Consider the following 21,957-nt stretch of genomic DNA (forward strand, 5'->3'; position numbering starts at 1 on the left):
TCGCTCGCCGCAATGCCGGTGCCGAAGCTGAGCTTGTCCAGGTACTGGCTGCTCCCGCTGTGCGGCCCGTTGTCGGTGATGACATCGGCCCCGTCGCCCCGGTTGAACACGTAGGTGTCGTTGTAGTAGCTGCCGGTGATGCTGTCATTGCCCGCACCGCCGATGTAGGTGGTGGACTGCTCCGTGCCACTGCTCAGCTTGAGCACGTCATCACCCGCGCCACCATCGAGCACATCCCAGTGCCCGACCGCCGTCAGCGTGTCGTTGCCTTGGCCACCGTAGAGGTACTCGGACCCAGCGCTGTTACCCGTGATGCTGTTGTCCAGCGCGTTGCCGATCACCGTGAAGCCGGCTTGCGCGGCCGATGCAGTGAACGACGTGGCCTCGCTGCCCATCCAGGCCAGCTTCTCCGCGGTCAACAAGGCCGTCACGTCCGGCGTGATCTCCACCGAGGTCAGCACCGCTGCCATGGTGTCTTCAAACGCCCAGCCCACCCCTAGCAGCGCTTCGCTGCCATAGCGCCGCAGGTCCGTCAGGTCCTTGATGGCATTGAGCGCGTCCGTCTGCGCGGCCTGAAGCACCAGCGCTTCGATGCCCGACGTATCGAACTCGAGACCGGCCTCGCCAATCGTCAGCTCCACCGCATCCAGATACGGCTTCAAGCGCGTCTGCATCACCAGCGCGCCGTACACGCTTTCCTTCAGCGCCTCATACGCCTGCTGCAGGAACGCCACCTGCTGCGGCACTGGCCCGACGCTGTAGCTCGTCACCCCATTGACCGTTGTGCCCGACTGCCCCACCGGCATCGCGCTGCCCACCGGCGCATAGAACCGGCTGCCATTGAACGCCTCCAGCACACCGATCAGGTTGCGGTACTGCTGCGCCGTCATGCCCGAGGGCGGGCTCAGCGTGACCGAGCCTCCCAAGTACTCCTCCAGGCTGCTCCAGTAGCTCGACGTCTGCGCCCACTGCGTGATCAGGTCGTCCAGTAGGGCCCGCTGCGCATCCCGCGTCGTGGCCGCCGAGAACGCCGCCACCACCGCCTCCAGCTCATCAGCCTGCGTGCCCGCCAGGCTCATCGCCGCCCTCAGGTTCCTCACCATCCCCGAGCCGTTCATCTGCGGCAGCGCGAGCGCGCCTTCGCTGATCACCACCGGGTTGCCCCCATCACCGTTGTGGTCCACCACCTCCGGCGGGATCTGCGAGAAGAAACCGTTGGCCTGCAGATCGATCGCGCCCACCGTGCGGTTGACCCCATTGCGCGTGAACGTGGTGCTCAGCGCCACGCGGTTGTTGTTGATGGTCTGCCCGGCCTGCGGGCCGGTGCTGGAGCCGTTGAGCCCGATGCGCGTGATGCCCAGCGCATCAAGCGCGCTGAGCTCATCGGCCTGGCTGATGCCGTCCTGGTTCGCATCGCGCCAGACCTGCAGTTGGCCCCAGGCGGCATCCGCGCTGGTGATCTGGCCGTCGCCGTTGGAGTCCAGGTCGGCCAGGGCATCGAAGCCCTGGGTGGCGAGCTGGCCGTTGCTCTTGACGGTGTCCACGCCGAAGAGCTCGCGCCCGGAGTCGATGCTGCCGTTGCCATTGAGGTCGCGCACGAGGAAGCCGTCGTCGGGGCGAGCCCAGCCGGTGCCGGTCTTGATGCCGTCGGCGTTGTGGTCGAAGAGTGTGTTGGCGGAGGCGGCGCTCAGTTCGAGACCGTCGCCATCGAGGTCCAGGACCAGGGGGTCGCGTTGCAGAACTACTGCTCGGGCGGAGTTGAAGCCGGTGTTGACCACCGGACTTACGTTGTCCCAAAGGTTGAACCCGACGTACTGCCAGATAGGATTCCATACCAACGTTTGAACAAAATCAGTCCAGATGTTGTTCGGCTCCATTCCAGGCGACAACTCATGAGGAATGACCCCTGCCTCCGCCAATGCCGTTAGCGCCCACACCGTGCAATGAGAGCCAAAAGCTAGGGAATATGGAGGCGGATGTGCAGTAGTTCGGTCGATGTAACCCACCAATCGATCAAACTCTTCTTGACCAATTAGAAAAACACCGCTACTGGCGTTGTGCTGTGTAACCAAGTCATCTCGAACCTCTCCTGGCCCATTTAGCCCTCCGAGGCCTTCCTCGGCTGGATAAAAGCCTCTCGCCATGATGGTTCCGTCTGGATACTCAATATTGATCCATGTATGAATTCGAGCATTGTCCGTAAGCACACCTGAGCGTATTTCGACTTTGTACATTACCTTTCCTCCTTCAAAATCACATGAACCACAGGCTTTGCCCCAGAAAATATACGAACCCTTTCCTCCCTTGATTCCTGATAGCCCTGTAACTCCACAGTGACGCGCTTGTCATTTGCATAGTATGCATTGATCACAACTTGCACAACCCGATTGATGGCTTGCGGCTTTATTGTGTGAATTTTGTATATTTGCACAGACCTATGCTCGTCAGTCCCGCCGCGATACACGAGCTCCTTTCGAACACACTCACTTACGTCCTTACAAACCCCTTCGTCGATAAATATCCCAATTGCCTCCCTAGCAAGTTGATCCGCCTGCTCTGGAAACGTGAAGGGGCCAGCCTGCGTCGAAGGCAAGATCTGCGTCGAGAAGAGCGCCGCAATCAAGTATCGCTTTCCATTTGTCATAAAAGCTCCAGTTCAAGCTGTTGATCTAAGCTGCAGATTGAGCAATGTCCTTCTCGTTTCCGGAAACTATGCACCCTAGCCGCCAAAGAGCCAAGGAATGGCCAAAGCCTTGAAGAGCGCCATACGTGAACACCGCAGTCGAGACTGCGGTAGTTGCAGCTACTTGAGCAACCAGCTTTGCAACATCCGCCGCCAAATCAGTAGAATCTCCCAATTCGATTGCGGATTTGATGCTATCAAGGGTCTTGAAGATTGATACAAGCCCAGAATTAGACATGATCAGAACACTCCCATACGGATAAGGGGCACAAGAATGGCAAACGCAGAAACGCCGGCAATTGATGGCAGATGCAATTTCTTCTCAAGAGCGATCCCAGATCTATGCCAGAGATGTACAAGCATGAGCAAAATAGACATCGCCAATAGCCCTGCAATGTCGAGATTGCCGCTGACCACTGGAGGGCGGGCCACCAATCCATGACTCAGCGCCAATCCAGCAAGAAAATAAGCGAGCGACGCCAGAATGGCGTACATCCCATCTACTGTCCCAACGAAAACTTGGCGGACGTAAGTCAAATCATTCTGTGAACTCAATTTACACCTCCACTATTTGATAGAACACTGATTACGACGCGGTTGTTGTTGATGGTTTGCCCCGCCTGCGGGCCGGTGCTGGAGCCGTTGAGCCCGATGCGCGTGATGCCCAGCGCATCGAGCGCGCTGAGTTCACCGGCCTGGCTGATGCCGCTTTGGTTCGCGTCGCGCCAGACCTGCGGCTGGCTTGGGGCGCAGACACGCCATTCCATGGCAACGTGCCTCTTCTTCATGAGTCCTCCTCCCTGTCGGTCGCGGTTGACGGCTCGGTCACCGGACGTGGCGATCTTGTAGCAGGAAGTGGGCGCCGCTTCTACCGTTGTCTGCGATGGTGCGTGTCGCGTCGCCTTCCTGTGCACCAAATGCCGGGGTCAACAACCGAGCCAGCGGCCGACGATAAGTGCATCGTCCAGGTGGGTACAGGCCACCGCATGCGGTCCCTCGGCTGTGTTAATGCGTGCGCCCGCGCATTGCACACGGGTTCCAACCAGCGGATCACCGCGCCGCTACACCGGCGGCCAGATCGATCCGCTCAGGCCCGCGCGGCCTGCGGCGCCGCCGCCGGCATCGCGTCGTACATCAGCCGCTCGGGGTTGGCGTAGCACAGGAAGTGCTTGTTGGTGGCGCGCCCCACCGCGCACAGGCCCACGCGCCGCGCCACCTGCAGCCCCATCTGCGTGATGCCGCTGCGCGAGATCACCGCCGCCACGCCCATTTGCGCGCTCTTGATGACCATCTCGCTGGTCAGGCGGCCGGTGGTGTAGAAGACCTTGTCGAGCATGTCGCCCGTGTCGCGCGGGGCGTTCGCCTGCAGCGCGAGCCAGCCCGCGATCGTGTCCACCGCGTTGTGGCGGCCCACGTCTTCCACGAACAGCGCGAGTTCGGTGCCGCGGAACAGCGCGCAGGCGTGCACCGAGCCAGCCGACTTGTAGGTGCTCTCCTTCACGCGGATCGCGTCCACGATGGCATAGACCTGCGACTGGCGCAGCACGCCGTCGGGCAGCACGATGCGATCGAGGTCGTCCATGAGGCCGCCGAACACGCTGCCCTGGCCGCAGCCGGTGGTCACCACGCGCTTGGCCGTGCGCTCCTCGATGCGCTCGATGCCGTGGCGTGTCTTCACGCTCGCGGCGTTCACCTCCCAATCGACGGTGATGGACTCGATGTCCTGCACCGAGGCGATGAGCCGCTGGTTGAGCAGGTAGCCCAGCACCAGCCACTCGGGCCGCGCGCCCAGGGTCATCAGCGTGACCAGTTCGCGCTTGTCGACGTAGAGGGTGAGGTCGCGCTCGGCGGGGATGTGGATGGCGCGGCGCTGGCCGAACTCGTCGACGGCGTCGACGGCCTCGGTCAGCGGGGCACGGGCCTCGGTCAGTTGGGGCAGGCGCATGGGAGCAAGACTACTAAAGAAAAAGGCCGGCACCGGAAGGTGCGGCCTTTGGCGTCGCCCCGCGCAGGGGCATCGGGTGGGGGCCGCGGCAACGCGGCCCTGCTCAGACCCTCTCAGGGCTTCTTGGGCGTGGGCGATGCCGACGGGGTCTGGCTGCTCGGCGGCTTGGTGGCCGTCTCGGGCGGAGAATGCGCGCCCGACGCTTCCAGCGGCCTGGGCGGCGTGTAGGCGAAGGGGCCGGGGTCGGTACAGGCGGGCGCCCCTGCCGAGGGCTGCTTGCCGGTGCCGGTGGTCTTGAAGTAGTTGGCCGCGGCCTTGTCCATGGCCTTGCACAGCTTGTAGGCCTCGACCTTGGTGTTGTGGGCGGTTCTTGCCTTGGCCTCGTCGGCCTTGGCGGCCGCCTCGGGCGTGGGCGGCGGCGGCGCGGGCAGCTTGGCCTGGGCAAGTGCGCTGGCGACCAGCAGGCCGGCGGCGAGTGCGATGGGGCGAATGCTCATGCGGTCAGTCTCCTGCAAACGTTCAGGCTTTCGCCGGCTGGCCGGGCGCGCCCTCGGGCGGGTTCGCCGTGCGCTGCGCGGGGATCTTGCCGGCCTTGATGTCGTCGTACCAGAGCTCGTGGTGCTCCTTGGCCCAGGTCTCGTCGACATAGCCCGTCTTCATGGCCTTGTAGGCGCCCTTCATGCCGATGGTGCCCAGGTAGATGTGGCCCAGGAAGAGCGCCATCATCAAGGCAGCGGCCGTGGCGTGGATCATGTGGGCCACCTGCATGTTGGCGCGCGTGAACTCCACTGCGGGCAGCAGCTTGTCCAGGAACAGGCCGGAGCCCACCACGATCAGACCGAAGAAGAACACGCCGGCCCAGAACACCACCTTCTCGCCCGCATTGAAGCGGTGCGAGGGCACTTCCTTGCCACTGAGCAGGCCCCCGCCCTTGAGCAGCCAGTTGATGTCTCCCTTGGCCGGCAGGTTGTCCTTGATGAAGGTGAAGATCACCACCACCAGCGACACCGCGAACAGCGGGCCGACGAAGTTGTGCAGGTTCTTCAGCGCGTAGGTGAGCCAGCCGAACAGCGTGGCGCCCATCACCGGCAGCAGGAAGAATTTGCCGAAGGCCATCACGATGCCGGACACCGCCAGCGCGACGAAAGCGATCGCGTTCACCCAGTGCGCGGCGCGCTCGAAGTAAGTGAAGCGTTCGATCTTGCGACCAGTCTCGGCGCCGTGCAGCTTGATCGATCCTTTGGTGAAGAAGAACAGCGCGATCGCCACCAGCACGATCAGCAGCAGCGAGCCACCGTAGGGAATGATCCAGTTGTTGCGCACCTGGCGCCACGCCTCGCCCGCCGTGGTCAGCCTGGAGCCTGGGTACTGCACGAAGCCCTGGATCAGGTTGCCGTACTCGGGGTACGGCAGCATGGTCTGGCCGGTGACGCCCTTGCTCACGTCGCGCCACACGGGCGCGTTGTTGCCGGGCTGCACCTGACGGCGCTCGGCGTTGGTCTGGTCGCGGTACCCGGGCGCGGTGTCGGCGTCGGGGCGGATCTCGAAGATGTTCTGGCTCTTGATGCCGCCCTGAGCGGCCGGTGCCGCCGGCTGGGACGAGGGCGCGGGATCGTCGGGCACCGGCTTGGGCGCCTGGGCCAAGGCCGTGGCCGCGCCCATGCCCAGCAGCAGCGCCGCCAGCCAGGCACGCCAGCGCGGGGTGATTTGCGTGTGCATGGCCGTCGCCCTCACTTGGGCTGTGCGCCGACGCGCGTGTAGTCGTTCTGACCGTACTGCGCGCGGGCCTTGAGCTGTTGCTCCCAGCTGCCCTTGTCGCCAGCCGTCCAGCCCGCCTGCACGTACTGGCTCTGGCCCACGCCGCTGAACGCGGCGTTGTCCTGTTTGACGCCGTTGGCGTTCATTTCCTGCGGCTTCTCGCCGCAGGCTGCAAGGCCCAGCAGGGCCGCCGCCACGAGGGCGCTGAGGCTCAGGCGTTTCATCACGACTTCTTCCCTTCGGCGGTGCCATAAGCGGTGCCCCAGCCCCACACTTCAGCGCCCTTGCCGCGCGTGATCACGCGGGTGCGGAAGATGTCGGCCACGGTGTCGCCGTCGCCAGCGAGCAGGGCCTTGGTGGAGCACATCTCGGCGCAGGCCGGCAGCTTGCCCTCGGCCAGGCGGTTGCGGCCGTACTTCTCGAACTCGCTCTGGCTGCCGTGGGCCTCGGGGCCACCGGCGCAGAAGGTGCACTTGTCCATCTTGCCGCGCACGCCGAAGGTGCCCTGCGAGGGGAACTGCGGCGCGCCGAAGGGGCAGGCGTAGGAGCAGTAGCCGCAGCCGATGCAGACGTCCTTGTCGTGCAGCACCACGCCCTCGTCGGTGCGGTAGAAGCAGTTCACCGGGCACACCGCCATGCAGGGCGCGTCGCTGCAGTGCATGCAGGCCACCGAGATCGACTTCTCACCGGGCACGCCGTCGTTGAGGGTGATCACGCGGCGGCGGTTCACGCCCCAGGGCACCTCGTGCTCGTTCTTGCAGGCGGTGACGCAGCCGTTGCACTCGATGCAGCGCTCGGCGTCACAGATGAATTTCATTCGTGCCATGGTCTTCTCCTCACGCCTTCTCTACGTTGCAGATCGTGGTCTTGGTCTCTTGCATCATGGTCACGATGTCGTAGCCATAGGTGGTGGCCGTGTTGACGGCTTCACCCCGCACCACCGGGAAAGCGCCATCGGGGTAGTAGGGCTTCATGTCGGTGCCCTGCCAGTGGCCCGAGAAGTGGAACGGCAGCCAGACCGTGTCGGGGCCCACGCGCTCGGTCACCAGCGCCATCACCTTGATGCGCGCGCCGGTCGGCGTCGTCACCCAGACCTGCTCGCCCTGGCGCACGCCGCGCTGCGTGGCCGCGGCCGGGTTGATCTCCACGAACATGTTCTGCTGCAGCTCGGCCAGCCAGGGGTTGGAGCGGGTCTCCTCGCCACCACCCTCGTACTCGACCAGGCGGCCCGAGGTCATGATGAGCGGGAATTTCTCATGCATCTTGTCCTCGACGTTCTTCGCCTGCAGCGACTTGTAGAGGATGGGCAGGCGCCAGCGGTTCTTCTGGTCGTCGTGGCTGGGGTACTTGGCGATGAGGTCGGGGCGCGTGCCATAGATGGGCTCGCGGTGCTGCGGGATGGCGTCGGGGAAGTTCCACACCACCGCGCGCGCCTTGGCGTTGCCGAAGGGGTGGCAGCCGTGCTTCATGGCCACGCGGATGATGGCGCCCGTGGGATCGGTCTTCCAGTTCTTGCCCTCGGCCTTTTGCTTCTCCTCGGCGCTGAGGTCGTCCCACCAGCCCAGCTTCTTGAGCAACACGTGGTCGAACTCGGGGTAGCCGGTGGTGATTTCGGCGCCCACGGAATGCGACCCGTCCTCGGCCAGCAGGCTGACACCTTCGCGCTCCACGCCGAAGTTGGCGCGGAAGTTGCCACCGCCTTCCATGACGTGTTTGGAGGTGTCGTACAGGTTGGGCGAGCCCGGGTGCTTGATCTCGGGCGTGCCATAACAAGGCCACGGCAGGCCGAAGTAGTCGCCCGACATGTCGTAACCGGTTTCCTTGTCGACCACCTTGCCCTTGCACTTGAGCGTCTTCACGTCGAAGGCGCCCATGTTGCGCATGTGGGCCTTCAGGCGCTCCGGGCTCTGGCCGGTGTAGCCGATGGTCCAGACCGACCTGTTGATCTCGCGCAGGATGTCCTCGGGCAAGGGCTCGTCGCGGCCCTTGATCTTCTGCATCTTGTAGTTCTTGCTGAGCTGCTCGGCGAAGCCGAGCTTCTGCGCGAACTCATGCATGATCATGTGGTCGCTGCGGCTCTCCCACAGCGGGTCGATCACCTTTTCGCGCCACTGCAGCGAGCGGTTCGACGCGGTGCAGGAGCCGCTGGTCTCGAACTGCGTGGCCGCGGGCAGCAGGTAGACCTCGCGCTCGGGATTGATCTTGTCGCTCGGCATGGCCGCCATCGAGGCCGTGGCCGAGGGGTAGGGATCGATCACCACCAGCAGGTCCAGCGCGTCCATGGCCTTCTTCATCTCCAGGCCGCGCGTCTGCGAGTTCGGCGCATGGCCCCAGAAGAACATGCCGCGGATGTTCGGCCCCTGGTCGATGAGCTCGTTCTTCTCGAGCACGCCGTCGATCCAGCGCGACACCGTGATGCCGGGCTTTTCCATCGTGCCCTCGGCGTACTGCGACTTGATCCAGTCGTAGTCCACGCCCCAGACGTTGGCGAAGTGCTTCCACGAGCCGGCGGCCACGCCGTAGTAGCCGGGCAGCGAGTCGGGGTTGGGGCCCACGTCGGTGGCGCCCTGCACGTTGTCGTGGCCGCGGAAGATGTTGGTGCCGCCGCCGCTCTTGCCCACGTTGCCCAGGGCCAGCTGCAGGATGCAGGACGCACGCACCATGGCGTTGCCGATGGTGTGCTGCGTCTGTCCCATGCACCAGACGATGGTGGCCGGCTTGGCCTCCGCCATCATCTTGGCCACCTTGAACATCTGCGCTTCCTTGACGCCGCAGGCCTCTTCCACCTTGTCCGGCGTCCACTTGGCCATCACGTCGGCCTTGACGGCCTCCATGCCGTACACGCGGTCGTTGATGTACTTCTTGTCTTCCCAGCCATTCTTGAAGACGTGGTACAGCAGGCCGAAGAGGAAGGGGATGTCGGTGCCCGAGCGGATGCGCACGTACTCGTCGGCCTTGGCCGCCGTGCGCGTGAAGCGCGGGTCGACCACGATCATCTTGCAGCCGTTCTCCTTGGAATGCAGCATGTGCAGCATGGAGACCGGGTGCGCCTCGGCGGCGTTGGAGCCGATGTACAACGCGCACTTGCTGTTCTGCATGTCGTTGTACGAGTTGGTCATCGCGCCATAGCCCCAGGTGTTCGCGACGCCGGCCACCGTGGTGGAGTGGCAGATGCGCGCCTGGTGGTCGCAGTTGTTCGTGCCCCAGAAGCTCACGAACTTGCGCAGCAGGTAGGACTGCTCGTTGCTGTGCTTGGACGAGCCCACGAAGTACACCGAGTCGGGCCCGCTGGCCTCGCGCAGCGCCTTCATCTTCTTCACGATGCCGTCGTAGGCCTCGTCCCAGGTGATGCGCTGGTACTTGCCGTTGACCAGCTTCATCGGGTAGCGCAGGCGGTACTCGCCGTGGCCGTGTTCGCGCAGCGAAGCGCCCTTGGCGCAGTGCGCGCCCAGGTTGATGGGCGAGTCGAACACCGGCTCCTGGCGCACCCACACGCCGTTCTCGACGATGGCGTCGGTGGCGCAGCCCACCGAGCAGTGCGTGCACACCGTGCGGCGCACCTCGATCTTGCCCGTGCCGTCGATGGAGCCGCCCGAGGCCGCCTTGGCCTTCTTCACCAGCGCGAGCTGGCCGGCCGCCAGGCCGACGCCCACGCCCAGGCCCGAGCGGCGCAGGAAGGCGCGGCGGTCCATGGTGGGCAGCGCGGACGACAGGCCGCGTTGCAGCGCGTTCACGAAGGTGGCGTGCGCCGGCGCGCCGCGGCCACCGGTGGAAGGGGATTTCTTGGTCAGCAACATGGTGTGTCTCCTGGGGCGCCGCGCGGTGTCATCGGGCGCGGCGTGCGGGACGTTCGTGGGGTTGGCTTGTCGTGCGCGCCGCGTCAGATGCGCGTCGTGCGGTAGTAGTGCTTGACGTGCTCGCTCAACGTGTAGCCGCCGCCACGTTCGGGCGCGGGCTTGGGCTCGGCGGCGGCGGTCTCGGGGGACCGGACGCCGGGCATCACGGTGGCCACCGCGGCCACGGCGCCCACGGTGCCGGCACCCGCGAACAGCGTGCGCCGGTTCAGGCGCGAGCGACCCTCGGCGGAGCCGGGGCGGGAAGACTCATTCATGCATGTCTCCAGGTACGCAGGGCCCGCACACACCACGTGTGGGCTCCTTGCATAAGGGCGAATCTACTTCCACCCCCAGGGGTATGCAAGCGAGTGCATGTGAATGTTGACAGGGGTGTCGGCGCGTGACGCGGGCGCCGATCGGCGCTGGCACGAGGCCGCCTCGCAAAAGCCAGAAGCATGCCAATCGATGGCAATGAGAACCCCTCTCAATGCTCCAACAAAATGAGCGCGCTGGCAGTACCAGGCCCGGGCAAACCCGCAATACTTTGGTCCGCATGGCCGGTGCGCCGCGCCATCCTGTCCGGCGGGTTGCGACAACTTGTCGCGACCGCGCGCCCTTGTGCCGTGACGCGCCGGCGCCAATGCCCGAGTGAATCCATCGGGCTCCTCCATAGAATCCGACGGTGGAGACCATCAACACACCGACGAGCCCCGAACGCAGCCTGGACGGCTGGCCCCATTGGTCCATCCTCGTGGTGGACGACGAACAGGGCATGCTCAACTTCCTCGTCAAGACGCTGGCGCCGCGCTGTCACTTCGTCATGAGCGCGACCAGCGCCGAGGAAGGCGCCGAGTGGTTGCGGGGCCACCACGTGGACCTGGTGGTGCTCGACATCTCCCTGCCCGGCAAGAGCGGTGTCGAATGGCTCAAGGAACTGCGCGAGCAGGGTTACACCGGTGAGGTGATCCTGATCACCGCCTTCGCCGACCTGGACACCGCCATCGAGGCACTGCGCGCGGGGGCTTCGGACTTCATCCTCAAGCCCTTTCGGGTGCCGCAGATCCTCAACGCCATCAAGCAGTGCTATGAGCGCGCGCGGCTGCGGCGCGAGAACTTCGTGCTGCGCCGCGCCATGGGCCCGGTCGCCGCGCAACGCACCGCGCTGGTGGGCGACTCGCCCTCCCTATCCGCGCTGCGCGGCTCGCTCCAGCGCGTGGCCAGCGTGGACAGCACCGTGCTGCTGCAGGGCGAGTCGGGGACCGGCAAGGAGCTCGTGGCGCGGGAGCTGCACGCGATGGGCGCTCGCGCGGGCGGGCCGTTCGTGCCGGTGAACTGCGCGGCCGTCTCGCCCGAACTCATCGCCAGCGAGCTCTTCGGCCACGCCAAGGGCGCCTTCCCCGGGGCCACGCGCACGCGCGACGGCCTGTTCCACTACGCACAGGGCGGCACGCTGTTCCTCGACGAGATCGCCGAACTGCCGCTGCCCATCCAGGCCATGCTGCTGCGCGCCATCGAAGACCTGCGCATCCGCCCCGTGGGCAGCGAACAGCTCGTGCCCGTCAACCTGCGCATCGTGGCCGCCACCAACCGCCGGCTCAGCGCCGAGGTCGAGGCCGGGCGCTTTCGCAAGGACCTCTATTTCCGCCTGCAGGTGGTCGAACTCGCGCTGCCGCCGCTGCGCGAACACAAGACCGACATCCCCGCGCTGGTGGCGCACTTCATGGCGCAGCTCTCGCCCACGCTGGGCGTCGCGCCGCTGCGCATCAGCGAGCAGGAGATGGATTTCCTGCAGCAGTACGACTGGCCCGGCAACGTGCGCGAACTGCGCAACCTCATCGAACGATCGCTCATCCTGGGCAGCCTGAACGTGTCGGCGCTGTACCCGGGTACGCCGCAGGCGCCGGTGAACGACAAGCCCACCGACCTGCACACGCTGGAGAAGATGCACATCCTGTCCGTGCTCGATTCGGTGCACGGCGACAAGACGCGCGCCGCGCAACTGCTGGGCGTGTCGCGCCGCACGCTGGAGCGGCGTGTCGCTGAATGGGGTGCGGCCTGAACGGGCGAATGCCCTGGCGCACACCGCGGTGGCTGGCCACCTCGGTGCGCAACAAGCTGCTCGCCATGGCGCTGCTGCCCCTGCTGGTGGCGTTCCCCTTGCTGGTGCTGGCGCTGGCGGTGTGGAGCAACCAGGCCTATGACCGCTTGCTGATCACCAAGGTGCGCAGCGATCTGGCGGTGGCGCAGGGCTACTTCGACCAAGTGCTCACCGAGATCGGTTCGGGCACGCAGGGCGTGGCCGATTCGCGCGCGCTGGCCGACGGGCTGCGCCCCGGCACACCCGAAGCACGTGAGCGGCTCTCCGCGTATCTGGCCGCCGAACGCGAACGCCTGGGGCTCGACTTCCTCGTGCTCTACGGTCCCGGCGGCCAGCCGATCGCGCGCGGCGCGCCCTCCGGTCTCAGCTTGGAGGACCGGCGCGCCGGCATGCAGGCGCAGCCGCGCGCGCTCACCGAATCCACGCAGACCCTGCGCGACCGCGCCAAGGCCAGCCTGCTGGTGCTCGAACGCCCTGCGCTGCAGGCGCTGGCGCCCCACCTGGTGTCGCGGCTGGACATCGCGCTGGTGCCCACGCGAAACGCCACGCCCACGCAGCGCAGCGCCGAAGAGCGCGCCATGGTGGCGCAGGCCACCCTGCCCGTGACCGACGCGCACGGCCGCTTGCTGGGCCTGCTCAGCGGCGGCCTGCTGCTGAACCAGAACCTCGACTTCATCGACCACATCAACCGCATCGTCTACCCGGCGGGCTCGCTGCCCTTCAACAGCCAGGGCACGGCCACCCTGTTCCTGGACGACGTGCGCATCACCACCAACGTGCGCCTCTTCCAGGACCGCCGCGCCATCGGCACGCGCGTGTCGCAGGCGGTGCGCGACACCGTGCTCGGCGAGGGCCTCACCTGGCTGGACCTGGCCTTCGTGGTGAACGACTGGTACGTCTCGGCGTACCAGCCGGTCGCCGACGCGCGCGGCGGGCGCATCGGCATGCTCTACGTGGGCTTCACCGAGGCGCCGTTTCGCTTCGTGCGCTACGCCATGCTCGCGCTCATCGGCCTCATCTTCGGTGGGGTGATGGCGGCCTCGGCCTGGTTCTCGCTGCGCTGGGCGCGCAGCATCTTCCAGCCGGTGCAGCAGATGAACCTGACCATGCAGCGCGTGGAGCAGGGCCAGGACGGCGCGCGCGTGGGGCCGCTGCCCGCGCGCGACGAACTCGGTGCGCTGGCCGGCCACCTCGACCAATTGCTCGACACCATCGACGAGAAGACGCGCGCGCTGCAGCGCTGGGCCGAAGAGCTCGACCGCAAAGTGGCCGAGCGCACGCGCGAGCTGCAGGCGAGCAACGAGTCGCTGCAGCTCGCCCAGGAACAGCTCGTCAAGAGCGAGAAGCTCGCCGCCATCGGCCAGCTCACGGCCAGCATCGCGCACGAGATCAACAACCCCATCGCGGTGATGCAGGGCAACCTGGACCTCATCCGCGACACCCTGGGCAGCGCGACCGACCCGGTGAAGGGCGAGCTGCGCCTGCTCGACCAGCAGGTCGAGCGCATGCGCATCATCGTCACCCAACTGCTGCAGTACGCGCGGCCCACCGAGTACGCGGGCTACGTCGAGGCACTGTCACTGGAGCGCACGGTGGACGACTGCCTGGTGCTGGTGGGCCACCTGCTGTCGCAGACCGCCATCCGCGTGACGCGCGAGCGCGGCGCTGCGCACGCGGTGGGCATCAACCGGCAGGAACTGCAGCAGGTCATCATCAACCTGCTGATCAACGCCATCCAGGCCATGCCCGAAGGCGGCAACCTGCACCTGCGCACGCGCGACGTGGACGGCGGCGCCGAGCTCCAGGTCATCGACAGCGGCCCCGGCCTGAGCGAGGCCACGCGCGAGCGTCTGTTCCGCCCTTTCTTCACCACCCGCAACGACGGCAACGGCCTGGGCCTGTGGATCAGCCAGGGCCTGGTGGAGCGCTACGGCGGACACATCACCGCAGCCAACCGCGGCGACGGCACCGGCGGCGCCGTGTTCACCGTGCACCTGTTCACCGAGCCGCGCGCACCCGAAGCGAGGCCCACGAACGACGGACGGCCCAGCCCAGGCTGAGCGCGCGCCGGGACCGGCGGCGCGCAGGCGCCGCGGCGCTCAGGGCTACTGCCCGTCGTAGCCCTCGATGATGATCAGGTCGATCACCGACACCGCCGCGCGCAGCTCGATGGCGGCCTGGTAGCCCGGCGAGCGGTAGCAGGCCATGGCCTGTTCGTACGAGGGGAATTCGATGACGACGTTGCGCGATCGGCTGTCGCCCTCCACGCACTCGAAGCGCCCGCCGCGCACCAGGAACTTCGCCCCGTACTCGCGAAACGGCGCCGCGTTGGCCTCGACGTAGCGTTTGTATTGCTCCAGGTCGTTCACGTCGACGCGACCGATCCAGTACCCCTTGCCTGCCATGCCCACTCCTTCAATCCGTGATCAGGCCAGCATGTCGAAGCCCTGCGCCTCGACACCGATGAAGGCCTGCGTGAACCCCGCGATCGCCGCGTAGAAGCGCGCCTTGGGGTGCGCCGCGATGGTCTCACCGAGCTGCGGCACCCAGTTCTGCACGTGCTTCGCGAAGAACTCGCGCTGGCGCGTGAGGTTGGCCACGGCCACGTCGTCGCCCGCGATCAGGTACCGCATGACCTCGAACACGTAGGCCACGTGGTCCTCGGTCTCGGCCATGCCCTCCTCGCGCGCGAGGCCCAGGGCGGCCAGGTCCGTTCGCAACTGCGCGAGCGGCTTCTCGTTGAGGAAACCGCTGAGGTAGTGCGAGCCGAACAGGTGGATGTCGGGCTTGCCCACGCCGCCAAACAGGGCGTCGTATTCGTCGGCGATCTGCGCGTCGCTGCGCTCGCGCGCGGCGGCCACCACCTGGCGCCAGGGCTCTTCCAGAAAGCCACCCGCCGCCGGGGCCTCTGTCGCGGCCACGCGCAACTGGCTCAGCAGTTCGGGCGCGGGTGGCGCGTAGTACAGGGCGGCCAGCAGGCCATAGACCTCGGCGCGCGCGGTTTCTTCGTCGAGCGTGGAGGAGACGGGGATGCGTTCCATCATGGCGTGTGCGGTGACTGGTCTCAGTGATCGGTGATGCGCGTTTCGTTCGGGTTGGTGTAGATGTCCACCACGCGGCAGTCGCCGCACATCTTCAGGCGTTCCAGCGCCTCGCCCTGGAACATGGAATGGCCGGCCAGCTTGCCCAGCATCAGTTCCACGCCCTTGAGCGTGCCAAAGGGCTTGCCGCAGCGCACGCAGGCGTAGGGCTTGGCCTCGTTGAGCACGCGCGGCTGGCGGCGCTGCTCGGTGAGCAGCAGGCGCGGCTGCAAGGTGATGGCGTCTTCGGGGCAGGTGGTGGCGCACAGCCCGCACTGCACGCAGTTCTTCTCGACGAAGCGCAGTTGCGGGCGCTCGGCGTTGTCCAGCAAGGCGTTGGCCGGGCAGGCGCTCACGCAGCTCAGGCACAGGGTGCAGGCGTCCTGGTTCACGTTCACCGCGCCAAACAGCGAGGCCGCGGGCAGCGCCACGGCTTCGACCGTGCGCGGATGCGTGGCGCTGTCCTGCAGCAGGTGATCGAGCGCGAGCTCCATGGTGGCGCGCTTCTCGCGCTGCACGGCGTAGCTGGCGCGGCGCGCCACGCCCTGCGCGGGCGGCGAGGCGAGCTGCACGTCCAGCGTGGCCACGTCTCGCGCCTCGACCAGGCGAAAGTGCGTGCCCGCGTAGCCCAGGCCGCTGACGATGGCCTGCGCCACCGCCATCTGCTCGCGCAGCGCCTCGCGGTACTGCGGCGCCTCTTCGTCCGTCATCAGCACCCAGACCTGCGAGGCGCCGTACGCGAAAGCGCTGAGCCACAGGTCCAGGCCCACGGATGCGGTGTGCCACAGCGGCAGCGGGATCACGCGCGCGGGCACGCCCTTGACGGCCTTGGGGCGCAGCATGGCTTCGCGGCCAAGGGCCTCGATCAGCTGGCTGCCGGCGGTCTGGCTGTGCAGCAGCAGTGCGGCATCCTGCCCGCCGGCCTTGGCGTAGGTGGACAGGACCGTGCGCAGCTTGTTGCCCAGCTCGCTGGCGCGCGGGTAGGCGTAGCCCAGCGCCCCCGTGGGACACACGGTGGTGCAGGCGCCGCAGCCCACGCACAGGTTCGGGTTTACAACGATCTGCTGGCGTTGCACCTCGCTGCGGATCGCCAGCGCCGAGCAGACCTCGATGCAGGCGTCGCAGCCCACGGTCTCGTTGCGGCCGTGCGCGCAGATCTTGTGGTTGTAGGTGAAGAACTTCGGCTTCTCGAATTCGCCCACCATGTCGCGCAGGCGGATCACGGTCGCCAGGCCTTTGTCGCCAGTCAGCCCGCCGGGCAGGTGGAAGTAGCCCTGCGGGTGCGCGTGCTGCGAGAAGGCGGGCGCCTCGCGCAGGTCGAGCACGAGGTCGAAGCGCTCGCGGTGCGTGGCGGGCTCGCGCTGGAAGTTGATCGCGCCCACGGCCTCGCAGGCCTTCACGCAAGCGCGGTGGTCGCGGCACTGGTCGAGGTCGATCTGGTAGTCCAGCCCGATGGCGCCTTCAGGGCACGCGGCCACGCAGGCGTTGCAGCGCGTGCACAGGTCCAGGTCGATCGGGTTGGCGCTCGACCACTCGACGTCGAAGGCGCCGAGCCAGCCCTGGATGGCACCGAGCCGTCCGCCCAATACGGGCCAGGAGCGCGCCTGCTGGCCCCGCCCGCCTTGCGCGAACACGGTCACGTTCAGCACGTCGGCCACGCGCTCAGCCAAACGCTCAGCCTGATCCAGCGGGCCGATGACGAGCAGGCGGCCCTCGCTGCGGTAGGTGACCGTGGGCACGGGCTCGGGATCGGGCAGGCGCGCGGCGGCCAGCAGCGCGGCCATCTTGGGCGTGGCGGCCTTCGCCTCGCGGCCCCAGCCACCGGTCTCACGGATGTTCACGAAGCGGATGGGCCGCACGTCCAGCGGCACCGCGCCCTCGGTCTGCTGAGAGAGCTCGGTGAACAGGCGGCTTTCCTGCGTGCAGGCCACCACCAGTTCGTCGCCGCTGCGGCTGGCGCGCTGGAAGGCGGCCGCGTCGCGCCGGCACAGCGTGGTGTGCGTCGTCAGGTCTTCATCCAGCGCCGTGCCCAGGGCTTTCGCGTCCAGGGACATGGTCTGGTTGCAGTTGCAGATCAGCGTGGTCATCGTGGGTGGGGGGCGTGTCGGCGACGGTGTCGCCGGGGGCGGCGGCGGTGGGTCCGCCGCTCGGTGTGGAAGGCTCGGTGGGCGGCGCGGACACCTGGTCTTCGTCCGGATCGTCCACCAGCTTGAGGAAACGCGCGCCCACCATCTTGGCCATGTCGGCCTTGGACAGGGGGCTGGGCTGGCTGTAGTCGTCGATGTAGACGTCCAGCCCGTCCATCACGTTGAAGCGCGGATCGGCGAAGAGCTTCTTCACCGCGGCGTTACGCACCTCGCTGGAGACGTCGCTCGCGACGAAGCGGCTGAAGTCGGCCTCGGGCGTGAGCGAGGCCACGTCGTCCAGCGTGGGTGGGGGCGAGGCCTCGCGGTCCGCGGGCGCCGCGCCTTCGCCGGGCGCCGGAGATGGCGTGGCGACCGTGGCCGCGGCCCCGGTCGGCTGGAGAGGGCCCTCGGCCTTCGCGGGGGGCAGCGGCTGCGCCGGCAGTGCCTGGCCTTCGCGCACCGCCTGCTTGCGGCGCGACCAGCGCGAGAAGAAGCCGTCGTCTTCGCTGGCCATCTCAGCGCCCCTCCTCGGAACCGCCGCGCCGCTTGTCCGTGCTCACACGCACCGGTTGGCCGAAGCGGTCGGTCAGCGGGCGAAAGCTCTCGGGCCGCTTGCGCTTCTTGGGCTCGGGTACGTAGCTCGCATCGACGAAGGCGCGCACCCAGTCGATCACCTCGGGCGGCGCGGGCACCTGGTCCACGCGCTCCTGCGCGTCCAGCCAGCGGCCCGCGTCGTGGTAGCTCAGCGTGACGACCTGAGGCACCGCCGCGGGCTCGCCTTCGATCAGGCGGTCGTCGTCGGCGCGCCACATCACCCAGAAGCAGGGGTCGGGACTCTGCAGGTTGAGCAGGTAGCCCTCGGCGTCGTCGCGAAAGAGCTCGACGCGAAAGCGCGGGTGCAGCCAGTGCCGGCTGCCTTCGGCCACGGCACCGGCATCGATCGGTTCGACCGCCTGGGGTTCGTGGGCTTCATCGGGCGTCAGCAGCGCGGCTTCGTCGGGCGCGGCGTGCAGCATGACGTCGGCCAGCACCCAGCGCCAGGCCTGCCAGCGCGCCATCGGCCCCTGCACGGGCTCGCGCCGCATCACGACATCGACCTCGATCACGGGCCGTTGCCGGGTGGGCGCGGAGGGCATATGGGCGTCTTGCATACGGAACGACGACTTTACGTCATCCGCCGCATACCCCCGGGGAGATATCCCGGCGCGTGTCAGGGCTTGGCGTCCCGGCGGCGAAAGCTTTCGCTTCTTTGATGTGAGCAGAACTACTGCCTAGGTCGTATGGATGGCGGGTGGTGGTCGGCTATCCAATCGCGGCCATCGTCAATCGCCGCCCGTCCCCCGTGCCATCCGCCCTCACCCGCACCACCCGCTCGTCCCTGCTCCTGGCCGCCAGCGCCCTCGCCGCCTGTGGCGGGGGCTCCGGCGCCGCCCCCACGAGCACCAGCGTGCACGTGCCCGCCACCACCACCGCTGGCGCCCCGCCGGCCTTCACCCTCACGCCCACCGCCATCAAATCGTTCCGCTTCGCCTGGGACGACGCGGCCGGCGAGACCGGCTACCGCCTGCTCGAGGACCCCGACGGCGCATCGGGCTACGCGTCCATCGCCGAGCTGCCGGCCGACACCACGCAGTACGACCACCCGGTGTTCCTGCCCGAGCGCGTGAACGCGCGCTACCGGCTGCAGGTGTGCAAGGACCTGGACTGCGTGGACGCGGCGACAGTGGGCGCGAGCGGCAACCTCGCCCCGGCCATCGGCTACGTCAAGGCCTCGGACCCGGCCGACGGCGACCGGTTCGGCGAAAGCCTGGCGCTGGCCGCGAACGGCCGGTACCTGGCCGTGGGGGCGCCCGGCTACGGCGGGTTCAACGGCAACATCGGCTCGGTCTATGTCTTCGTCCGCCAGGGCACCACCTGGCAACAGCAGGCCCTGCTGCAGAGCAGCGCCCCGCAGCCGGGCGACCGCTTCGGCATCAGCCTGGCCTTGTCGGCCGAGGGCGACACCCTGGCGGTCGGCGCGCCGGGCGAGGGCAACCCCTCTTCGGGCGCGCCCCCCTTGCCAGCCGGCGGTACCGTCCATGTCTTCACCCGCACGGGCGAGCACTGGGGTCTGCAGCAGGATGTGAATGCCTTGCACCCGGACCCGGGTGACCGGTTCGGCGAGCGGGTCGCGCTGTCGGCCGATGGCAACGACCTCGCCGTGGGCGCCCCCAACGAAGCGGGCGACGCCAACACCATCAACGGCCCCGACAACGACAACCTGCGGGGCAGCGGCGCGGCTTATGTCTTTGCCCGCGCGGGCGGCGCCTGGACACAGCAGGCCTACGTCAAGGCCTCCCATCCCGATGCCTTCGACAACTTCGGCCGCACGATCGCGCTCTCGGCCGACGGCCAGACCCTGGCCGTGGGGGCTGTCGGCGAGGACAGCGCCGCCACGGGTGTCGGGGGCGACCCGAGCGACAACGCAGCCGACGGCAGCGGCGCGGTGTACGTGTTCAGCCGCAGCCAGGGCGCCTGGGGCCAGCAGGCCTACGTGAAGGCGTCCAACAACGCCCAGACAGGCGCTTGGTTCGGTGGCGCCATCGCACTGTCGGCCGACGGTCAGGTCATGGCCGTGGGCAGCCACCGCGAGGGCAGCGAGGCCACCGGCGTCGATGGGGATCAGGACAACACCGCGGCCGAACTCAGCGGTGCCGTCTATGTCTTCATCCGCCAGGGCACGCAGTGGCGCCAAACCAGCTACATCAAGGCATCCAATACCGGGACGAATGATCTCTTCGGTTACAGCGTGGCATTGTCGGCCGACGGCAACGCACTGGTGGTGGGGGCCGTGGGCGAAGACAGCGACGCGCGCGGCCTCCAGGGTGAACAGGGCAATGACAACGCCCGCGGCAGCGGCGCGGCCTATTTCTTCCGGCACACCGCCGCCGGCTGGCGGCAGCAGGCCTACGTCAAGTCATCCAACACCGACAGCGGCGGCGTGCAAGAGTTTGGCGCCACCCTGGCCCTGTCGGGCCGCATCGACGGCGTGGGTGATCAGGGCCTGACGCTGGCCGTGGGTTGCCCCTCCACGAGCAACGCCAGCAGCGGGGTGGGCGGCGATCAGAACAACACCGCCGGCACCGACGTCGGCGCCGTGTACCTGTACTGACGCCTCAAGGCCCAGGTGGCCGCCCCGGCTCAGTACGTTTCCAAGTGCAGGCGCCCCTCGCGCCGAGGCCGTCATGGCGCGCATCGGTGCCGAGCCGGTGCCGGTGCAGATCATCACGATGTGACTCTTCGGGTGGTTGGGCATGAGGAAGCTCGCGCCAGACGGCCCGATCACATCGACCTTGTCGCCCACCTTCAGGTCGCACATGAAGTTGCTGGCCACGCCGCGCACGGGCTTGCCGTCATGAAGCATCGACGTCCTGTGAGGCGACGCGGTCCATGTCTTCACCGGCAGCGGCGGCAACGGAGCGCCCTCGTGGCCTTCGATGGTGATCAGGTTGGGGGCCGCATCCATACGTTCCCGCTCGAGCACAAGAGCGGCTGCTCCTCATCCGTCGCCGATATCCCATCGAATTACTGCGCAAGGGGTATGGATTCCCCCAGGGGGTATCGCCTCCAATGCGCGCTGTGTCTCTTCTCCTCGCAACACCGCCATGAAGCACCTGTCTGTCGTTCGCCGCCCCGCGATCCGTGCATGGCTGCCGGCTTTTGCGTGCCTGCTCGCCGCCTGCGGAGGGGGGTCTGCCAGTGCTCCCTCGACCCCATTGATACACATCCCGCCCCTGGAGGCGCCCCCCGCCCCTGCGACACCGACGTTCACGCTCGTGGACTCCAATACATTGCGCTTCAGCTGGACCGACGGGCCGGGCGAAACGGAATACCGCTTGCTGGAAGACCCGGACGGTGTATCGGGCTACACCCGGGTGGCCACGCTGGCGGCCGACACGACGCAGCATGACCACGGGGTCTTGCTGCCCACCCGCCTCAATGCCCGCTACCTCCTGCAAGCCTGCAACCCCGCGGGCTGCGCGGACTCGATGGCCTTGCAACTGGCGGGTCAGGTGGCGACGTCCGTCGAGTACGTGAAGGCCTCCAACACCGGCCAAGGCGACCACTTCGGCACCAGCCTGGCCCTCTCGGCCGACGGTCAGACCTTGGTCGTCGGCGCCCCGAACGAGAACAGCACCAGCACCGACCCGCTGGACAACAGCGGCGCGAGCAACGGCGCCGTCTACGTCTTCGCGCGCAGCGGCGCGACCTGGCAGCAGCAGGCCTACCTCAAGGCGTCCGTGACCGACCAGGGTGACCATTTCGGCGCCAGCGTGGCCCTCTCGGCCGATGGCCAGACCCTGGCGATCGGCGCCCCAATCGAGGACAGCACCAGCACCGACCCGCTGGACAACAGCGGCGCGAGCAACGGCGCCGTCTACGTCTTCACGC

Annotated in this window: 17 protein-coding genes and 3 pseudogenes; 4 read left to right on the top strand and 16 right to left on the bottom strand. The window is 67.4% G+C overall.

From position 1 onward, the window contains the following. From VLG41_RS04335 to VLG41_RS04380, 10 genes and pseudogenes are all read right to left on the bottom strand, one after another. Positions 1 to 1,877: pseudogene (locus VLG41_RS04335) on the bottom strand (hypothetical protein); the annotation flags it as partial. Between the two features lie 1,046 nt (positions 1,878 to 2,923). Continuing rightward, complete coding sequence (locus VLG41_RS04340) at positions 2,924 to 3,178, bottom strand: hypothetical protein (RefSeq protein WP_325348173.1); 255 nt, start codon at positions 3,176 to 3,178, stop codon at positions 2,924 to 2,926. 56 nt (positions 3,179 to 3,234) lie between these two features. Next, positions 3,235 to 3,471, bottom strand: coding sequence for a hypothetical protein (locus tag VLG41_RS04345; RefSeq protein WP_325348174.1), 237 nt, complete (start codon positions 3,469 to 3,471; stop codon positions 3,235 to 3,237). A gap of 299 nt (positions 3,472 to 3,770) precedes the next feature. Next, positions 3,771 to 4,628, bottom strand: a complete 858-nt coding sequence (locus VLG41_RS04350) for a formate dehydrogenase accessory sulfurtransferase FdhD (protein WP_325348175.1) — start codon at positions 4,626 to 4,628, stop codon at positions 3,771 to 3,773. A gap of 113 nt (positions 4,629 to 4,741) precedes the next feature. Further along, positions 4,742 to 5,125 (bottom strand): hypothetical protein, encoded by a 384-nt coding sequence (locus VLG41_RS04355; protein ID WP_325348176.1) that lies wholly within the window; start codon positions 5,123 to 5,125, stop codon positions 4,742 to 4,744. A 22-nt stretch (positions 5,126 to 5,147) separates the two neighbouring features. Next, the gene (locus VLG41_RS04360; protein ID WP_325348177.1) at positions 5,148 to 6,347 is read right to left on the bottom strand and encodes a formate dehydrogenase subunit gamma; all 1,200 of its coding nucleotides are present in this window, start codon (positions 6,345 to 6,347) and stop codon (positions 5,148 to 5,150) included. An 11-nt stretch (positions 6,348 to 6,358) separates the two neighbouring features. Further along, a complete protein-coding gene (locus tag VLG41_RS04365; RefSeq protein ID WP_325348178.1) occupies positions 6,359 to 6,610 on the bottom strand; it encodes a hypothetical protein in 252 nt (83 codons plus the stop codon). After that, positions 6,610 to 7,212: a formate dehydrogenase FDH3 subunit beta gene (fdh3B, locus tag VLG41_RS04370; RefSeq protein ID WP_288255088.1), complete on the bottom strand. Its 603-nt coding sequence runs from the start codon at positions 7,210 to 7,212 to the stop codon at positions 6,610 to 6,612. Before fdh3B ends, VLG41_RS04365 begins: the two co-directional genes overlap by 1 nt. A gap of 10 nt (positions 7,213 to 7,222) precedes the next feature. Continuing rightward, positions 7,223 to 10,183 (bottom strand): formate dehydrogenase subunit alpha, encoded by a 2,961-nt coding sequence (locus VLG41_RS04375; protein ID WP_325348179.1) that lies wholly within the window; start codon positions 10,181 to 10,183, stop codon positions 7,223 to 7,225. 83 nt (positions 10,184 to 10,266) lie between these two features. Continuing rightward, entirely contained in the window at positions 10,267 to 10,497 is a 231-nt protein-coding gene (locus tag VLG41_RS04380) for a formate dehydrogenase (protein WP_325348180.1), read from the bottom strand. Positions 10,498 to 10,904: 407 nt separating this feature from the next. On the opposite strand from VLG41_RS04380, the gene VLG41_RS04385 reads away from it, so the two are divergent. Both VLG41_RS04385 and VLG41_RS04390 read left to right on the top strand, forming a co-directional pair. Beyond that, on the top strand, positions 10,905 to 12,281 hold the full coding sequence (locus VLG41_RS04385; protein WP_325348181.1) for a sigma-54 dependent transcriptional regulator: 1,377 nt from the start codon (positions 10,905 to 10,907) through the stop codon (positions 12,279 to 12,281). An 8-nt stretch (positions 12,282 to 12,289) separates the two neighbouring features. Continuing rightward, entirely contained in the window at positions 12,290 to 14,380 is a 2,091-nt protein-coding gene (locus VLG41_RS04390) for a sensor histidine kinase (RefSeq protein ID WP_325348182.1), read from the top strand. 45 nt (positions 14,381 to 14,425) lie between these two features. On the opposite strand, the gene VLG41_RS04395 is transcribed toward VLG41_RS04390, so the two are convergent. The 5 genes from VLG41_RS04395 to VLG41_RS04415 are packed head-to-tail and all read right to left on the bottom strand — an operon-like array spanning position 14,426 to position 18,662. Next, positions 14,426 to 14,725, bottom strand: coding sequence for a DUF1330 domain-containing protein (locus tag VLG41_RS04395; protein ID WP_325348183.1), 300 nt, complete (start codon positions 14,723 to 14,725; stop codon positions 14,426 to 14,428). Between the two features lie 21 nt (positions 14,726 to 14,746). After that, entirely contained in the window at positions 14,747 to 15,364 is a 618-nt protein-coding gene (locus tag VLG41_RS04400; RefSeq protein ID WP_325348184.1) for a TorD/DmsD family molecular chaperone, read from the bottom strand. A gap of 20 nt (positions 15,365 to 15,384) precedes the next feature. Further along, positions 15,385 to 17,487: a 4Fe-4S binding protein gene (locus VLG41_RS04405; protein WP_325348185.1), complete on the bottom strand. Its 2,103-nt coding sequence runs from the start codon at positions 17,485 to 17,487 to the stop codon at positions 15,385 to 15,387. Beyond that, the gene (locus VLG41_RS04410; RefSeq protein WP_325348186.1) at positions 17,414 to 18,040 is read right to left on the bottom strand and encodes a DUF3306 domain-containing protein; all 627 of its coding nucleotides are present in this window, start codon (positions 18,038 to 18,040) and stop codon (positions 17,414 to 17,416) included. The genes VLG41_RS04405 and VLG41_RS04410 overlap by 74 nt, the downstream gene beginning before the upstream one ends. Position 18,041: 1 nt before the next feature. Further along, positions 18,042 to 18,662 (bottom strand): DUF3305 domain-containing protein, encoded by a 621-nt coding sequence (locus tag VLG41_RS04415; RefSeq protein WP_325348187.1) that lies wholly within the window; start codon positions 18,660 to 18,662, stop codon positions 18,042 to 18,044. A gap of 206 nt (positions 18,663 to 18,868) precedes the next feature. Between VLG41_RS04415 and VLG41_RS04420 the strand changes: the two genes are divergently transcribed. Beyond that, on the top strand, positions 18,869 to 20,677 hold the full coding sequence (locus VLG41_RS04420) for an integrin (RefSeq protein ID WP_325348188.1): 1,809 nt from the start codon (positions 18,869 to 18,871) through the stop codon (positions 20,675 to 20,677). Between the two features lie 69 nt (positions 20,678 to 20,746). Here VLG41_RS04420 and VLG41_RS04425 read toward each other — a convergent pair. Then, positions 20,747 to 20,923, bottom strand: a pseudogene (locus VLG41_RS04425) (benzoyl-CoA oxygenase); the annotation flags it as partial. A 418-nt stretch (positions 20,924 to 21,341) separates the two neighbouring features. Between VLG41_RS04425 and VLG41_RS04430 the strand changes: the two are divergent. Continuing rightward, a pseudogene (locus VLG41_RS04430) lies at positions 21,342 to 21,957 on the top strand (FG-GAP repeat protein); the annotation flags it as partial.

Origin of the sequence: Hydrogenophaga sp., assembly GCF_035481345.1 — a bacterium.
Classification (GTDB): domain Bacteria; phylum Pseudomonadota; class Gammaproteobacteria; order Burkholderiales; family Burkholderiaceae_C; genus Hydrogenophaga.

Excerpts from the sequence above, each read along its gene's own strand:
- VLG41_RS04350 (WP_325348175.1), bottom strand. The coding sequence starts at position 4,628 with ATGCGCCTGCCCCAACTGACCGAGGCCCGTGCCCCGCTGACCGAGGCC.
- VLG41_RS04380 (WP_325348180.1), bottom strand. The coding sequence starts at position 10,497 with ATGAATGAGTCTTCCCGCCCCGGCTCCGCCGAGGGTCGCTCGCGCCTG.
- VLG41_RS04360 (WP_325348177.1), bottom strand. The coding sequence starts at position 6,347 with ATGCACACGCAAATCACCCCGCGCTGGCGTGCCTGGCTGGCGGCGCTG.
- VLG41_RS04345 (WP_325348174.1), bottom strand. The coding sequence starts at position 3,471 with ATGAAGAAGAGGCACGTTGCCATGGAATGGCGTGTCTGCGCCCCAAGC.
- VLG41_RS04340 (WP_325348173.1), bottom strand. The coding sequence starts at position 3,178 with ATGTACGCCATTCTGGCGTCGCTCGCTTATTTTCTTGCTGGATTGGCG.
- VLG41_RS04375 (WP_325348179.1), bottom strand. The coding sequence starts at position 10,183 with ATGTTGCTGACCAAGAAATCCCCTTCCACCGGTGGCCGCGGCGCGCCG.
- VLG41_RS04365 (WP_325348178.1), bottom strand. The coding sequence starts at position 6,610 with ATGAAACGCCTGAGCCTCAGCGCCCTCGTGGCGGCGGCCCTGCTGGGC.
- VLG41_RS04355 (WP_325348176.1), bottom strand. The coding sequence starts at position 5,125 with ATGAGCATTCGCCCCATCGCACTCGCCGCCGGCCTGCTGGTCGCCAGC.
- VLG41_RS04405 (WP_325348185.1), bottom strand. The coding sequence starts at position 17,487 with ATGACCACGCTGATCTGCAACTGCAACCAGACCATGTCCCTGGACGCG.
- VLG41_RS04415 (WP_325348187.1), bottom strand. The coding sequence starts at position 18,662 with ATGCCCTCCGCGCCCACCCGGCAACGGCCCGTGATCGAGGTCGATGTC.
- VLG41_RS04390 (WP_325348182.1), top strand. The coding sequence starts at position 12,290 with ATGCCCTGGCGCACACCGCGGTGGCTGGCCACCTCGGTGCGCAACAAG.
- VLG41_RS04410 (WP_325348186.1), bottom strand. The coding sequence starts at position 18,040 with ATGGCCAGCGAAGACGACGGCTTCTTCTCGCGCTGGTCGCGCCGCAAG.
- VLG41_RS04395 (WP_325348183.1), bottom strand. The coding sequence starts at position 14,725 with ATGGCAGGCAAGGGGTACTGGATCGGTCGCGTCGACGTGAACGACCTG.
- fdh3B (WP_288255088.1), bottom strand. The coding sequence starts at position 7,212 with ATGGCACGAATGAAATTCATCTGTGACGCCGAGCGCTGCATCGAGTGC.
- VLG41_RS04400 (WP_325348184.1), bottom strand. The coding sequence starts at position 15,364 with ATGATGGAACGCATCCCCGTCTCCTCCACGCTCGACGAAGAAACCGCG.